The sequence below is a fragment of the Candidatus Pantoea soli genome (assembly GCF_007833795.1).
In the GTDB taxonomy this organism is placed as follows: Bacteria; Pseudomonadota; Gammaproteobacteria; order Enterobacterales; family Enterobacteriaceae; genus Pantoea; species Pantoea soli.
Map to the genome: position 1 here is coordinate 503,993 of NZ_CP032702.1, position 14,458 is coordinate 518,450.

Below are 14,458 nucleotides of genomic sequence, written 5' to 3' on the forward strand. Positions count from 1 at the left end.
TCGCTATCCAGATAATTCCGGGTGCAGATCAAGTTTCACCGCTTCTGATCTGGTGGAAAAGGCGGCACTGCATAACAATGCGCTGTCCCGGCTGCACCCGATGCGGCCTGCGTTATTCAGTTGAATACGGAACCTGTGATGACTCAATTCGCCTCCTCTCCGTCCGCGCTGCGCATCGCCCGCTGGAAACCGCTGTTATTCCTTGCGGTGGTGGTGACGGGCCTGTGGTACGTCAAATGGCAGCCCTACTATGGCAAAGCGTTTACCGCTGCGGAAACGCACTCGATTGGCCAGTCGATCATTGCGCAGGCGGCGGACTCCCCGTGGCGCGCCGCGCTGGATTACGCGATGGTCTATTTCCTTGCGGTATGGAAGGCGGCGGTGCTGGGCGTGGTGCTGGGATCGCTGGTACAGGTGCTGATTCCGCGTCGCTGGCTGCAGCGGCTGATGGGCCGTCCGGGGGCGCGCGCCACGCTGACGGGCACCGCGCTGGGCCTGCCGGGCATGATGTGCAGCTGCTGCGCCGCGCCGGTGACCGCCGGGCTGCGTCAGGCGCAGGTCTCCGCCGGTGCGGCAATGGCGTTCTGGCTGGCAAACCCACTGCTGAACCCGGCGACGCTGATTTTTATGGGCTTTGTGCTGGGCTGGCCGTTTGCGGCCATCCGGCTGGTGGCCGGCATCGTTATGGTCACCGGGATTGCCTCGCTGGTGCAGCGCAGCGTCCCGGCAGCGGTGGCACCGGCACCGGCCCTGCCGCCGGCCGACGCGCAAGGCTTTCCGTCCCGCTGGCTGCGCGTGATGTGGCAGCTGTTCTGGAACACTATTCCGTTATATATCGTGGCGGTGCTGCTGCTGGGGGCCGCACGCGTCTGGCTGTTCCCCCATGCCGAAGGCGCGGTTGGCAACACGCTGTTCTGGGTAATGATGATGGCAATTGCCGGCTGTTTGTTTGTCATCCCGACCGCCGCGGAAATCCCCATTGTGCAGACGCTGCTGCTGGCCGGCATGGGCATGGCACCGGCGCTGGCTCTGCTGGTTACCTTACCCGCGGTCAGCGTGCCCTCGCTGCTGATGCTGCACCGGGCTTTCCCGGCGCGGGCGCTGGGCATCGCACTCTTCGGCGTGATGTTCAGCGGTATCGCTCTCGGCGCGCTCGCCCTGTGGCTGGCGTAAATACCAGATCTGCTGATTGCGGCTGCCGCGCCAGGGCAGCCGCGCATCTTTTTCCGCTTCGATAAAGCGCCCGTCAATCAGCACGTCAATCTCAGCCACTACGGCGCGCTGCGCCGCATTCAGCTCCGCCCGCTGATAACCGGTCCACAGCCAGATATCTTTATCCGGGCATTCACGGCGGACGCGTTTTACCAGGCGGCGTATGTGCGGGACGTTGCGCGGGTGCAGCGGATCGCCGCCGCTCAGCGACAAGCCCTGACGCGGAATCCGCCGATCGTTGAGATCGGCAATCAGCTGCTCTTCCATGGCAAGCGTAAAAGGCACGCCGGCGTCAGGCCGCCAGGTGCTCTGGTTATAGCAGCCGCGGCACTGATGTTCGCAACCGCTGACAAAGAGCGTGCAGCGCGTGCCGGGGCCATTCACCACATCGACGGCATAGTAACGCTGGATGTTCATCGTGCTGGCCCCACCCGGAGATGTTTGACGCGCCGCCGTACCTCCTCCTGCTTCCCGGCGTTAAACGGACGCGCATCCGGGCTGCCCAGATAGCCACACACGCGGCGCGTTACCGAGACCCGGGCGGCGTCATGATTGCCGCACTGCGGGCAGGTAAAGCCTTTGCTGGTACAGTGAAATTCGCCGCGGAAGCCGCAGTCGTAACACTCATCAATCGGCGTGTTGGTGCCGTAATAGGGCACGCGATCATAGCTGTAATCCCACACATCCTCCAGCGCCCGCAGGTTATGCTGCAGCGAAGGGTACTCGCCGTAACAGATAAATCCGCCGTTCGCCAGGGCCGGGTAAGGCGCCTCAAAGTCGATTTTATCGTAGGGATTAACGTGTTTTTCCACGTCGAGATGGAAGCTGTTGGTGTAATAGCCTTTATCGGTAACGCCAGGCACCACGCCAAACCGGGCGGCATCCAGACGACAGAAGCGATCGCACAGATTTTCACTTGGCGTACTGTAGAGGCTGAAACCGTAACCGGTCTCGGCTTTCCACTGGTCTGTGGCGCGGCGCATATGCGTGACAATCGCCACGCCTTTTGCCCGCAGCTGCGCATCGTCATAGGGATGCACCGCATTGCCGCTGAGGGCAATAAGGGTTTCATGCAGGCCGATAAAGCCGAGGGAGATGGAGGCGCGACCGTTGCGGAAAATCGGCCCGATTTCCTCCTCCGCCTGCAGCCTGACGCCGCAGGCCCCTTCCATATACAGAATCGGTGCCACGCGCGCTTTGGTTTTTTCCAGCCGGGCGATACGCGTCATCAGCGCCCGCTTCGCCAGCGCCAGACGCGCATCCAGCAGCGCCATAAAGCGGGTGTCATCGCCGCCGGCCTCCAGCGCAATGCGTGGCAGATTCAGGCTCACCACGCCAATGTTATTGCGCCCGTCGTGAATCTGCTGGCCATTCTCTTCATACACGCCCAGAAAACTGCGGCAGCCCATTGGCGTTTTAAACGAGCCAGTGACCTCTACCACTTTGTCGTAGTTAAGGATATCCGGGTACATACGCTGACTGGCGCAGCGCAGCGCCAGTTGCTTGATATCGTAATTGATGTCGCCCGGGCGGCGGTTCACGCCGTCACGGATGGCAAACACCAGTTTGGGGAAGACGGCGGTTTTATGTCGGGTGCCCAGACCCGCTATCCGGTTACGCAGAATGGATTGCTGCACCAGCCGCGATGCCCAGTCGGTGCCCAGACCAAAGCCGAAGGTAACAAACGGCGTCTGTCCGTTGGCGGTATGCAGCGTATTGACCTCATACTCCAGCGACTGAAAAGCGTCGTAGCACTCTTTTTCGGTGCGCGCCCGGGCATAGCCTTCGGCATCGGCAATCTGCCACTCCGCGGCAATGCGGCGATGCCGCGCCAGGCTGAGATTCACAAACGGTGCCAGCACTTCATCAATACGGTTAAGGGTAGTGCCGCCATAAATGTGACTGGCCACCTGGGCGATGATCTGTGCCGTCACGGCGGCAGCGGTGGCGATCGACCTGGGGGGCGCAATGTCGGCATTGCCCATTCTGAAGCCGCGGGTCAGCATGCCGTGCAGATCAATCAGCATGCAGTTAAACATCGGGAAGAAGGGGGCATAATCGAGGTCGTGGTAATGGATTTCACCGCGCTCGTGCGCCTGCACCACATCCTGCGGCAACAGGTGCTGCTGCGCGTAATGTTTCGCGACGATCCCGGCCAGCAAATCGCGCTGCGTCGGGATCACTTTACTGTCTTTGTTGGCGTTTTCGTTCAGCAGCGCCGCATCGGTCTGCTCCACCAGCCCGCGGATCGCATGGTGCAGCCTGCCGCGCTGCTCGCGGGCCCGATCGCGATCGTGACGGTATTCAATATACGCCCGCGCCAGCTGCGGCCAGCGTCCGGCCATCAGCACCTCTTCGACGGCGCACTGAATCTCATGGATATCCACTTCCGGCCGGGTCCCTAACCGTTCGCTGACCTGCGCAGCCATGCGGAGGCATTCATCCGCCGCATCCACCTGCGCCGCCCGGGCGGCGGCGCACATTGCTGCTTCAATACGCCGGGGGTCAAACGGCACCCTACAGCCGTCACGTTTAATTACAACCGTTGCCATACTCACTCCCTGATACTACATATTGATGTTTCGGTGCAGTTTAATGCCTGTATGTAGTGTTTCAGAGTGATTTAATCACCCGGATGTTGACCTGACGCAAGGCAGCGGCGGGGAAGCCCGTACGGTGCGGCGCAGGGTTTTTGTCAGGCGGCGAAAAGGTGTACGTCGGGCGAATTGCCCGCCGGTGGGCTGGCAGGGGTAAGGGAGCAAAGAGACGATTGGATGCTCAGCATAGTGCCAGGCGCACGGCCAGGCGGCGCAAACTGCAACACCCGCCGTCGTGCTGCGATGGAGCGGTGTGTGTCGCTCAGAAGCAGGGCGGGACAGAGAGCGGCGCAATGTACGCGCGGTATTTTCACAACGCCATGCATTACGCCTTATCGGCTGGCGCACTTTCCTGCGCCAGCCTCTGAACGAATCAGGTTCAGCGACGCACAGCGATCGCTTCGATCTCGATCTTCACGTCTTTTGGCAGGCGCGCAACTTCCACGCAGGAGCGTGCCGGGAAGCTGGCCTGATGTTCAGTGAAAAAGGCTTCATAGGTGGCGTTAACGGTGGCGAAGTCGTTCAGATCCTTTACGAACACGGTGGTCTTTACAATGTCACCCACGCGGAGACCGGCGGCTTCAACAATCGCTTTGACATTCTCCAGCGACTGACGCGCCTGCGCCGCCACATCCTCTGCCACTGCCCCGGTGGCCGGATCAACCGGGATCTGGCCGGAGGTGATGATCATGCTGCCGAGATCCACGCCCTGCACGTAAGGGCCAATCGCTGCCGGGGCTTTTTCAGTACTGATTTCGCGAGACATCATTTCTCCTTAAAAGTGCGCGGCAGGCCGCTGCCCGCCGCGAAAATGGTCGCTCCATTATAGGGACGACAGAGGTGATTACCAGTGACCCAGCACCACGTGGCGCGCGAACTCTTTCTCACAATATTTGCACTTCAGGTGTACGTCATCGGCGCGCTGTTTCACCGCAAAGCTGGAGAACACCGGTTCGCTGCGGCTGATGCAGTTGCTGTTCGGGCAGGTCAGCACGCGCTCAATGCGCTCCGGCAGGGCCGGAGCGATCTTGGCCACCACTTCGTAGTCGTCGATGCGGTTCACCGTGGCGTGTGGCGCATAAACCGCCAGCTGGTTGATCTGATCGTCCGTCAGGAAGGTGTTTTCGATTTTGATCAGATCCTTGCGGCCCATTTCGCCCGACGGCAGATTCAGGCCGATGGTAATGCGCTGATCGGTTTCTGTCAGACGGAACAGGGAGAGTAATTTGAAGCCGACCTGCGCCGGAATATGGTCAATAACCGTGCCGCGTTTGATCGCTTCAACCTGCAGTTTATTATCCTGTGTCATCACGCTGCTCCTTACAGTGCCAGTTCGCTATTCAGTACCAGCGCCAGCAGTGCCTGGCGCGCGAAGATGCCGTTGCCCGCCTGCTGGAAATACCAGGCGTGTGGCGTGTTATCCACGTCGGTGGTGATCTCATCAATGCGCGGCAGCGGGTGCAGCACCTTCATGTTGGCGCGGGCGCCCGCCAGATCGGCAGCGCGCAGGATAAACTGCGCTTTGACATTCGCGTACTCGGACGGGTCAAGGCGCTCTTTCTGCACACGCGTCATGTAGAGAATATCCAGCTGTGGCATCACCTCTTCAATACTGTCATGGCGCGACCACGCAATGTTCTGTTCATCCAGCATATCGGTAATGTATGCCGGCATGGCCAGCGCATCCGGGGCGATAAAGTAGAAGCGATTGCCGCTGAACTTGGCCAGCGCCTGGGTCAGCGAATGCACGGTGCGGCCATATTTCAGATCACCGACCATGGCCACATTCAGATTATCCAGCCGCTCCTGCGTTTCGCGGATTGTGAACAGATCCAGCAGCGTCTGCGTCGGATGCTGGTTCGCGCCATCGCCGGCATTGAGGATGGGGACGCCGCCGGAAAATTCGGTGGCTAGGCGCGCGGCCCCTTCCTGCGGATGACGCATCACGATGGCATCCACGTAAGTGCCAATCACAGAAATGGTGTCCGCAAGGGTTTCGCCTTTTTTGCCCAGCGAGGTGTTGCTGCCGTCGGCGAAGCCCACTACTGATGCTCCCAGGCGGTGCATCGCCGTTTCAAAGGATAAGCGCGTCCGGGTTGACGCTTCAAAGAAGCAGCTGGCAATCACATTGTGTTTCAGCAGTTCCGGCTGCGGCTGGGCTTTCAGCCGTGCCGCTGTGTGCAGCACCTGCTCCAGCTCGTCGCGGTTGAGATCGTTAATGGAAATAATGTGCTTACGATATAGCGGGTTGGCCATAGCTCTCTCCTCAGCGCTGCCGGATTGCGGACAAAAAAAAGCCCCTTTACAGGGGCTTTCTGGCGATCGATATCTGACGGAAAGAAACGGGTGCGCCGCCTGCGGTCAGGCGAAGAAGAGCGTCAAATTGTGCGCTGCGCTGTTGCATGTTTCCTCCGGCAAATTGTGGCGCATTATACGCATTCACCACGCGGCAGCAAGCGGAAAGTAAACGTTTGCCTGGCGATCATTCAGCGCTGGCCCAGCGTCGCCACCATCACCGCTTTGATGGTGTGCATGCGGTTTTCTGCCTGATCAAACACAATGCTGTGTGCTGATTCAAACACCGCATTGCTGACTTCCATACCGTCATGCAAGCCGTACTGTTCGGCCATCTGCTGGCCCAGCGTGGTCTGGTCGTCATGGAAGGCAGGCAGGCAGTGCAGGAACTTCACCTGCGGATTGCCGGTCAGGGCCAGCATGGCGCTGTTGACCTGATACGGACGCAGCAGGGCGATACGCTCTTCCCATACGGATTTCGCCTCTCCCATAGAAACCCAGACGTCGGTATAGATAAAATCTGCGCCCTGTACGCCTTCAGCGATATCTTCCGTCAGGGTGATTTTACCGCCGGTCTGCTGCGCGGCGCTGCGGCACTGCGCCACCAGCGTCTCGTCCGGCCAGCAGCCTTTTGGCGCCACCAGCCGCAGATCCAGCCCCACCAGCGCGGCGGCCTCCAGCATGCTGTTGCCCATGTTATTGCGCGCATCGCCCACGTAAACCAGCGTCATCTCGCTCAGCGCTTTCTCTGGCAGATGCTCCTGCATGGTTAGCAGGTCCGCCAGCAGCTGCGTGGGATGAAATTCGGTGGTCAGGCCATTCCACACCGGCACGCCGGCGTATTCTGCCAGCGTTTCCACCAGCGCCTGACCGTAACCGCGGTACTGAATGCCGTCGTACATGCGGCCCAGCACGCGTGCGGTGTCTTTCATTGACTCTTTATGGCCAATCTGACTGCCGCTCGGGCCGAGGTAGGTGACGTTGGCACCCTGATCGTAAGCGGCAACTTCGAAAGAGCATCGGGTACGGGTCGAGTCTTTTTCGAAGATGAGCGCGATGTTTTTGCCTTTCAGGTATTGGGTTTCGCTGGCATTTTTCTTCGCGTGTTTTAATTCACTGGCGAGGGTTAACAGACTGGTGATTTCCGCCGGGGTGAAATCCAGCAATCTCAGGAAATGTCTTGAATAAAGCTGATGCATACTGCACTCCGCATAGCAGTGATAATGAATTAAAATTCAATCTAACCGTATGAATATGCATTTTCAACCCCAGCGCTAAGAAACTTTCTGTTTTGTGTAGTGGCGCGCGAGGCAGTGTGGGAAAATAATTGCATTCACTGCCACTATTTTGAGGACACGCCCATGGCATACGAAGCATTGCTGGAAGAACAGCGCGAAGAGACGCGCCTGATCATTGAAGAGTTACTGGAAGACGGCAGCGATCCGGATGCGCTTTACACCATTGAACACCATCTCTCCTGCAATAATTTCGACTCGCTGGAAAAAGTCGCGGTTGAAGCCTTCAAGCTGGGTTATGAAGTCAGCGAGCCGGAAGAGCTGGAGCTGGAAGAGGGCGGCGTGGTGATGTGCGTAGATATCCTGAGCGAGGGCGCACTGAACGCTGAGCTGATTGACGCGCAGGTTGAGCAGCTGGTTAATCTCGCCGGTAAATTCAACGTCGACTACGACGGCTGGGGCACCTACTTCGAAGACCCGGACGCGGAAGATGAAGACGACGACGGCGACGACATCGACGACGATGAAGATAACGGTGTGCGCCACTAAGCACTGACGGGCGGCACGCGCCGCCCTGTGAATTTTGCCCGATAAAAGAAGCCCGATGAATTACGCTCCGCTGTTAGATCCTATCCACCAGTTTCTGCACTGCCGCACGCCACAGGCGTGGATTGACGAAGCCCGCAAGCCGGAAAACCTCACGCTGCTGCTCACCGACCACATGGTATGCGAGCTGAAAGCCGCCCAGACCGCGGTATGGCTGATTCGCAAATACGTGGCCGACAAACCGAGCGGTGACGCCATTCTGGCGTGGCTGAAACCCTATGAAGATTTCACCTTTGGCGAGCATCACGACAGCGCAGTGATCCACGCGCACCGTGGCCTGACCAAAAGCGTGATCGTGCGCAACGCGCTGCCGTGGGCGGATGAGATGGTGGAAAAGATGGTGCTGCTGATCAAAGAAGAGCTGCACCATTTCTATCAGGTATGGGAGATCATGCAGGCGCGTGGCTTGCCGTACCGTAAAATCACCGCCAGCCGCTATGCCAAAGGGCTGCTGCGGGAGGTGACCACGCACGAGCCGGACACGCTGGTGGACAAGCTGATTTGCGGCGCTTACATCGAAGCGCGCTCCTGCGAGCGCTTTGCCAGCCTGGCACCCCACCTGGATGCACAGCTGGAGAAGTTCTACATTTCGCTGTTGCGTTCCGAAGCGCGCCACTATCAGGATTACCTGACGCTGGCGGCGCAGATCTCGCCGAAAGATATCGCACCGCGCGTACAGGCGATCGGGGAAGCGGAAGGGCGCTTAATCAGCGAGCCGGATAACGAGCTGCGCTTTCACAGCGGCGTCCCCGCCTTCTGACGCCGGCCAGCCTGTTACAGCGTGCGCAGCATGCGCACTTCGCAATCGCCGTGGCCGGTACAACCCATCGCTGTGTCTATCAGTACAAAGCCCAGCGACTCATACAGCTTGATGGCGCGCGTCAGGCTGGCGGTGGTTTCCAGATAGCAGCGGCGGAAGCCCTGCTGGCGTGCATAGTCCAGCGCCTGCAACGCCAGCCCGCGCGCCAGCCCTAAGCCGCGCACCTGCGGCAGAAAATACATCTTCTGCAGTTCACAAATATCCGGCGCGCTGCACGCCAGCGGCGCGATGCCGCCACCGCCCACCACGCGGCCTTCATGCTCAACAATCCAGTAGGCGCTGTTCGCCTCGCTGTAGAGTTCAAACAGCCGGTCGAGGTTGGGATCGGAAACGGTGTAGCCTTTGTCTGCGGTCAGGCCAAACTCCGCGGACACATCGCGGATCACCCGGGCAATCAGCGGATTATCGGCGGCGGTAATCGGGCGCACCTGCAGGTTCAGGGGCAGGACGGTGGTCATCGTAATCTTCCGGTAAAAAAAAGCCGGGCAGAGCCCGGCTTCGGTTAAGCATCAGGACTGAAGCGATTACAATGCCGCAATCACGCCCTGCTGTTCAATCAGTTTTGCTTTCGATTGTTCCAGTTCCGCCACGCGCTCGCGCTCTTTCGCGACCACGGCTTCCGGTGCGCGTGACACAAAGCCTTCGTTAGCCAGCTTGGTCTGGATCTTCTCGATTTCCACATCCAGCTTCACCAGCTCTTTTGCCAGACGCTCCAGCTCGGCTTCTTTGTTGACCAGATCCGCCATCGGAATCAGCAGCTCGGCACCGTCGACAATTTTGGTCACCGAAACCGGGCCTTTCTCGCCGGCCGGCAGAATGGTCAGGCTTTCGAGGCGGGCCAGACGCGACAGGAAGTTGCGGTTCTCTTCCACGCGACGCTGCGCCGCAGCAGAGCAATCACGCAGCAGAACGTCCAGCGGTTTACCTGGCGCGATGTTCATTTCCGCACGGATATTACGTACGGCAACGATCGCCTGCTTCATCCACTCGATATCCGCTTTCGCCGCTGCATCTTCTTTCGCTGCGTCATACTGCGGGAACGGCTGCAGCATGATGGTGTCGTGATCGATGTTCTTCAGCACTTTCACGCGCTGCCAGATGGTTTCCGTGATAAACGGAATGATCGGGTGCGCCAGGCGCAGCAGCGCTTCCAGCACCGTAACCAGTGTATGGCGGGTGCCGCGCAGTTCTGCTTCGCTGCCGCTGTTCATCACTGGCTTGGTCAGCTCCAGATACCAGTCACAGAACTGGTTCCAGGTGAAGTCATACAGAATGTTAGCGGCAATATCAAAGCGATAGCTATCCAGCGCTTCACGGTAGGCTTTTACCGTGCTGTTGAATTCGGTCAGAATCCAGCGATCCGCCAGCGACAGCTTCAGCTCGCCACCGTTCTGGCCACAATCCTGATCTTCCGTGTTCATCAGCACAAAGCGGCTGGCGTTCCAAAGCTTGTTACAGAAGTTGCGATAGCCGTCGAGACGCTTCATATCCCAGTTGATGTCGCGACCGGTCGACGCCAGCGCGGCGAGGGTGAAGCGCAGTGCATCGGTGCCCGAAGGCATAATACCGTCCGGGAACTGCTTCTCGGTGCGTTTGCGAATTTTCTCCGCCAGCTGCGGCTGCATCATGTTGCCGGTGCGTTTCTCCAGCAGATCTTCCAGCGAAATGCCGTCCACCATATCCAGTGGATCGATGACGTTGCCTTTCGACTTCGACATCTTTTGCCCTTCTTCATCGCGGATCAGACCCGTCATGTAGACAGTCTTAAACGGCACCTGCGGCTTACCGTTTTCATCTTTGATGAAGTGCATGGTCAGCATGATCATGCGCGCAATCCAGAAGAAAATGATATCGAAGCCGCTTACCAGCACGCTGGTCGGGTGGAAGGTACGCAGCGCTTCGGTGTTCTCGGGCCAGCCGAGGGTAGAGAAGGTCCACAGGCCGGATGAGAACCAGGTGTCCAGCACATCGTCGTCCTGGCGCAGCGCCACGTCGGCGCCCAGCTGATTTTCCTGACGCACTTCGTCTTCGGTGCGGCCCACATAGACGTTGCCGTTATTGTCATACCACGCCGGGATGCGGTGACCCCACCACAGCTGACGTGAGATACACCAGTCCTGAATATCGCGCATCCAGGAGAAGTACATGTTTTCGTACTGCTTCGGCACAAACTGAATGTCGCCGTTTTCAACGGCTTCAACCGCCACTTTTGCCAGCGGTGCGGTGCGCACATACCACTGGTCGGTCAGCATCGGCTCGATCACCACACCGCCACGGTCGCCGTAAGGAACGGTCAGATCGTGCGGTTTGATCTCGTCCAGCAGGCCCAGTTCGTCGACAGCGGCCACAATTGCTTTGCGCGCGGCAAAGCGCTCCATGTTACGGAACTGCGCCGGAATCTCATCGCTGCAGACGTCGCTGACTTCCCCGTTGGTGTCGAACACTTCTGCCCGCTCGCGGATATCACCGTCGAACGTCAGAATGTTAATCATGGGCAGCTTGTGACGACGACCCACTTCATAGTCGTTGAAGTCATGCGCCGGGGTGATCTTCACGCAGCCGGTGCCTTTTTCCATATCGGCGTGTTCGTCGCCCACAATCGGAATGCGGCGGTTCACCAGCGGCAGCAGCACCTCTTTACCGATCAGATCTTTGTAACGCGGATCTTCCGGGTTAACCGCCACGCCGGTATCGCCCAGCAGGGTTTCCGGACGCGTCGTAGCAACCACCAGGTAATCTTTGCCTTCGGCGGTTTTCACGCCGTCTGCCAGCGGATAGCGGATGTGCCACATAGAGCCTTTGCTCTCGCGGTTTTCCACTTCGAGGTCAGAGATAGCGGTGCGCAGTTTTGGATCCCAGTTCACCAGGCGCTTGCCGCGGTAAATCAGGTTCTCTTTATACAGGCGAACAAACACTTCTTTCACGGCATTGGACAGACCTTCGTCCATGGTGAAGCGCTCGCGCTCCCAGTCAACCGAGTTACCCAGACGGCGCATCTGGCGGGTAATGGTGCCGCCGGATTCCGCTTTCCATTGCCAGATTTTGTCGATAAAGGCTTCGCGACCGTAATCCTGACGCGTCTTGCCCTCTTCGGCCGCAATTTTGCGCTCAACCACCATCTGCGTGGCGATACCGGCGTGGTCGGTGCCCGCCTGCCACAGGGTATTTTTCCCCTGCATACGCTGGTAGCGAATCATGGTGTCCATGATTGTCTGCTGGAAGGCGTGACCCATATGCAAGCTGCCGGTGACGTTCGGCGGCGGGATCATGATGCAAAAGCTTTCCTGGCTGGTATCGCCATTCGGTTTAAAGTAGCCCTGCTGTTCCCAGTGCTCGTAGAGCGGCTGCTCGATATCTTGCGGGTTATATGTCTTTTCCATTTCTGCTATGTCGTTTGCGGCGGGGGTGGCGTCGCCGTATTCAATTGGAAACCAACGCTGCGATACGCTTTATAGCGGTCACGCGCCAGTTGTTTCAGGGATTCTTCATAAGGTACGAAGTCTATCACTTCATGGAAACCGGTAGCAAAATCTGCGAACTGCGGCAGCAGGCTGATCAGCAGATCGCGCGGCGAACTGCCCCGGCGCTGCGGCCACGCCAGTTCCACCGGTGCGCCGTAGCGCGGGCCTTCACCGGCCAGATTGTGCGGCACAAACGCATTTGCCGGCAGCTGCCATAAGGCTTCGTCCAGCCGATTTGCCTGCGCTTCATCTTCGCAGGCAATCAGAATGCGTTTGCCGTCACGCCAGCGCGCGGCAGCCAGCATGCACACCAGCGCTTCGATGGCGCTTAAGCCGTCGCTGGCGCTTTCGGACTCCATCACATAGAAGGTGGCGTTTTTCATGGCGGGTGTCTTTCCATTTAGGGCAGTGGGGCGCATTGTGCACCATACCCGTCATACTTTGTACTGCTGGTGCGCTGACGGGCTGGCGTTTTGCCGAATCACTGACGTGCATCAGTGATTCGGGTTAACCGCGTTATCGTCTGCCTGCGAAGCAACTTACGGGGCCGGGCTTAATCGTCGCCGTTCAGTCCGGCACGGTTCAGCAGGAACTGCGACAGCAGCGGCACCGGGCGGCCGGTCGCGCCTTTGGCCTTGCCAGAGCGCCACGCCGTGCCGGCGATATCCAGGTGTGCCCAGTTGTATTTGCGGGCAAAACGGGCCAGGAAGCAGGCCGCGGTAATCGCGCCGCCCGGACGACCCCCAATGTTCGCCATATCGGCAAAATTGGACTCCAGCTGCTCCTGATACTCATCCGCCATCGGCAGACGCCAGGCGCGGTCACCGGACTGTTCGGAAGCGCCAATCAGCTCATGCGCCAGCGGGTTGTGGTTCGACATCAGTCCGCTGACGTGATGACCCAGCGCAATCACGCAGGCCCCGGTCAGGGTCGCGACGTCAATCACCACTTCCGGTTCGAAGCGTTCAACATAGGTCAGGGCGTCACACAGCACCAGGCGGCCTTCGGCATCGGTGTTCAGCACCTCAACGGTCTGGCCGGACATGGTGGTCAGCACATCGCCCGGACGCATGGCGCGGCCATCCGGCATGTTCTCGCAGCCCACCAGCACGCCCACCACGTTGAGCGGCAGGTTCAGCTCGGCGACCATGCGCATTACGCCATACACCGACGCGGCGCCGCACATGTCATATTTCATTTCGTCCATCGCCTCCGCCGGCTTGATGGAGATACCGCCGGAATCAAAGGTCAGGCCTTTACCCACCAGCACGATCGGACGCGCGTCCGCATCGGTACTGCCTTTGTATTCAATCACCGACATCAGTGATTCGTTATGGGAACCGGCCCCGACGGCCAGATAGGCGTTCATGCCCAGCTCTTTCATCTGCTGTTCGCCGATGACGCGGGTGGTGACATTTTTACTGTACGCATCCGCCAGCTGACGCGCCTGTGAAGCCAGATAGGCGGCGTTACAGATATTTGGCGGCATGTTGCTCAGATCTTTGGCGGCTTTCACGCCAGCCGCGACCGCCAGGCCGTGCTGAATGGCACGTTCACCGCTGGTGAGTTCGCGACGGGTTGGCACATTAAACACCAGCTTACGCAGCGGACGGCGCGGTTCAACTTTATTGCTTTTCAGCTGATCAAAGTTATAAAGCGCCTCTTTTGAGGTCTCTACTGCCTGACGCACTTTCCAGTACGTGTTGCGGCCTTTTACGTGCAGCTCGGTCAGGAAGCACACGGCCTCCATGGAACCGGTGTCGTTAAGGGTGTTGATGGTTTTCTGGATCACCTGCTTGTACTGGCGTTCATCCAGCTCGCGCTCTTTACCACAGCCAATCAGCAGGATGCGTTCAGAAAGGATGTTCGGCACATGGTGCAGCAGCAGTGTCTGGCCCACCTTGCCTTCCAGTTCGCCGCGGCGCAGCAGCGCACTGATATAGCCGTCGCTGATTTTATCCAGCTGCTCGGCGATGGGTGAAAGGCGGCGCGGTTCGAAAACGCCAACTACAATGCAGGCGCTGCGCTGTTTTTCCGGGCTACCGCTTTTTACACTGAACTCCATGCACTCTCCTGAATCTTAAAGACAACGGCCTAAGCTGTCGTTAGAATGTAGCGCGTTCGTAACCCATTAGTTTGTTGCGACGCCATGACAATTTAACGCCGGCGGCCATAATGAGATGGGTGACAATGTGTTGTTTTTTCACCACCCTAACGCGTTCGTCATACTAT

Annotated in this window: 12 protein-coding genes and 1 pseudogene; 3 read left to right on the top strand and 10 right to left on the bottom strand. The window is 58.9% G+C overall.

Translation table 11 applies throughout. The annotated features are described in order from the left end of the window. Positions 1 to 138 precede the first annotated feature (138 nt). Positions 139 to 1,173, top strand: a complete 1,035-nt coding sequence (locus tag D8B20_RS21760) for a permease (protein WP_145886754.1) — start codon at positions 139 to 141, stop codon at positions 1,171 to 1,173. On the opposite strand, the pseudogene nrdG reads toward D8B20_RS21760, so the two are convergent. The 6 genes and pseudogenes from nrdG to argF form a co-directional block, all read right to left on the bottom strand. Further along, a pseudogene (nrdG, locus tag D8B20_RS02295) lies at positions 1,168 to 1,629 on the bottom strand (anaerobic ribonucleoside-triphosphate reductase-activating protein); the annotation flags it as partial. The gene D8B20_RS21760 and the pseudogene nrdG sit on opposite strands and share 6 nt — an antisense overlap. Further along, on the bottom strand, positions 1,626 to 3,764 hold the full coding sequence (gene nrdD / locus D8B20_RS02300; RefSeq protein WP_145886758.1) for an anaerobic ribonucleoside-triphosphate reductase: 2,139 nt from the start codon (positions 3,762 to 3,764) through the stop codon (positions 1,626 to 1,628). The gene nrdD and the pseudogene nrdG, both read right to left, overlap by 4 nt. 424 nt (positions 3,765 to 4,188) lie before the next feature. After that, positions 4,189 to 4,575: a 2-iminobutanoate/2-iminopropanoate deaminase gene (gene ridA, locus D8B20_RS02305; RefSeq protein ID WP_145890346.1), complete on the bottom strand. Its 387-nt coding sequence runs from the start codon at positions 4,573 to 4,575 to the stop codon at positions 4,189 to 4,191. Between the two features lie 78 nt (positions 4,576 to 4,653). Further along, entirely contained in the window at positions 4,654 to 5,118 is a 465-nt protein-coding gene (gene pyrI / locus D8B20_RS02310; protein ID WP_145886760.1) for an aspartate carbamoyltransferase regulatory subunit, read from the bottom strand. Positions 5,119 to 5,129: 11 nt separating this feature from the next. Further along, positions 5,130 to 6,065, bottom strand: coding sequence for an aspartate carbamoyltransferase (pyrB, locus tag D8B20_RS02315; RefSeq protein ID WP_145886762.1), 936 nt, complete (start codon positions 6,063 to 6,065; stop codon positions 5,130 to 5,132). A 230-nt stretch (positions 6,066 to 6,295) separates the two neighbouring features. Beyond that, entirely contained in the window at positions 6,296 to 7,303 is a 1,008-nt protein-coding gene (gene argF, locus D8B20_RS02320) for an ornithine carbamoyltransferase (protein WP_145886764.1), read from the bottom strand. Positions 7,304 to 7,465: 162 nt separating this feature from the next. Between argF and rraB the strand changes: the two genes are divergently transcribed. Then, positions 7,466 to 7,888, top strand: a complete 423-nt coding sequence (gene rraB, locus D8B20_RS02325; protein WP_145886765.1) for a ribonuclease E inhibitor RraB — start codon at positions 7,466 to 7,468, stop codon at positions 7,886 to 7,888. A 55-nt stretch (positions 7,889 to 7,943) separates the two neighbouring features. Further along, a complete protein-coding gene (gene miaE, locus D8B20_RS02330; RefSeq protein ID WP_145886767.1) occupies positions 7,944 to 8,705 on the top strand; it encodes a tRNA isopentenyl-2-thiomethyl-A-37 hydroxylase MiaE in 762 nt (253 codons plus the stop codon). Between the two features lie 14 nt (positions 8,706 to 8,719). Here miaE and D8B20_RS02335 read toward each other — a convergent pair whose 3' ends face one another. From D8B20_RS02335 to pepA, 4 genes are all read right to left on the bottom strand, one after another. Then, positions 8,720 to 9,223 (bottom strand): GNAT family N-acetyltransferase, encoded by a 504-nt coding sequence (locus tag D8B20_RS02335; RefSeq protein ID WP_145886769.1) that lies wholly within the window; start codon positions 9,221 to 9,223, stop codon positions 8,720 to 8,722. A gap of 66 nt (positions 9,224 to 9,289) precedes the next feature. Then, positions 9,290 to 12,145: a valine--tRNA ligase gene (locus D8B20_RS02340; protein ID WP_145886771.1), complete on the bottom strand. Its 2,856-nt coding sequence runs from the start codon at positions 12,143 to 12,145 to the stop codon at positions 9,290 to 9,292. A 5-nt stretch (positions 12,146 to 12,150) separates the two neighbouring features. Further along, positions 12,151 to 12,609, bottom strand: coding sequence for a DNA polymerase III subunit chi (locus tag D8B20_RS02345; RefSeq protein ID WP_145886773.1), 459 nt, complete (start codon positions 12,607 to 12,609; stop codon positions 12,151 to 12,153). Positions 12,610 to 12,779: 170 nt separating this feature from the next. Further along, complete coding sequence (pepA, locus tag D8B20_RS02350; RefSeq protein WP_145886775.1) at positions 12,780 to 14,291, bottom strand: leucyl aminopeptidase; 1,512 nt, start codon at positions 14,289 to 14,291, stop codon at positions 12,780 to 12,782. Between the last annotated feature and the right edge of the window lie 167 nt (positions 14,292 to 14,458).

Bases quoted from the DNA above. Each gene is read 5' to 3' on its own strand.
- D8B20_RS21760 (WP_145886754.1), top strand. From the start codon at position 139: ATGACTCAATTCGCCTCCTCTCCGTCCGCGCTGCGCATCGCCCGCTGG.
- nrdD (WP_145886758.1), bottom strand. From the start codon at position 3,764: ATGGCAACGGTTGTAATTAAACGTGACGGCTGTAGGGTGCCGTTTGAC.
- ridA (WP_145890346.1), bottom strand. From the start codon at position 4,575: ATGTCTCGCGAAATCAGTACTGAAAAAGCCCCGGCAGCGATTGGCCCT.
- pyrI (WP_145886760.1), bottom strand. From the start codon at position 5,118: ATGACACAGGATAATAAACTGCAGGTTGAAGCGATCAAACGCGGCACG.
- pyrB (WP_145886762.1), bottom strand. From the start codon at position 6,065: ATGGCCAACCCGCTATATCGTAAGCACATTATTTCCATTAACGATCTC.
- argF (WP_145886764.1), bottom strand. From the start codon at position 7,303: ATGCATCAGCTTTATTCAAGACATTTCCTGAGATTGCTGGATTTCACC.
- rraB (WP_145886765.1), top strand. From the start codon at position 7,466: ATGGCATACGAAGCATTGCTGGAAGAACAGCGCGAAGAGACGCGCCTG.
- miaE (WP_145886767.1), top strand. From the start codon at position 7,944: ATGAATTACGCTCCGCTGTTAGATCCTATCCACCAGTTTCTGCACTGC.
- D8B20_RS02335 (WP_145886769.1), bottom strand. From the start codon at position 9,223: ATGACCACCGTCCTGCCCCTGAACCTGCAGGTGCGCCCGATTACCGCC.
- D8B20_RS02340 (WP_145886771.1), bottom strand. From the start codon at position 12,145: ATGGAAAAGACATATAACCCGCAAGATATCGAGCAGCCGCTCTACGAG.
- D8B20_RS02345 (WP_145886773.1), bottom strand. From the start codon at position 12,609: ATGAAAAACGCCACCTTCTATGTGATGGAGTCCGAAAGCGCCAGCGAC.
- pepA (WP_145886775.1), bottom strand. From the start codon at position 14,291: ATGGAGTTCAGTGTAAAAAGCGGTAGCCCGGAAAAACAGCGCAGCGCC.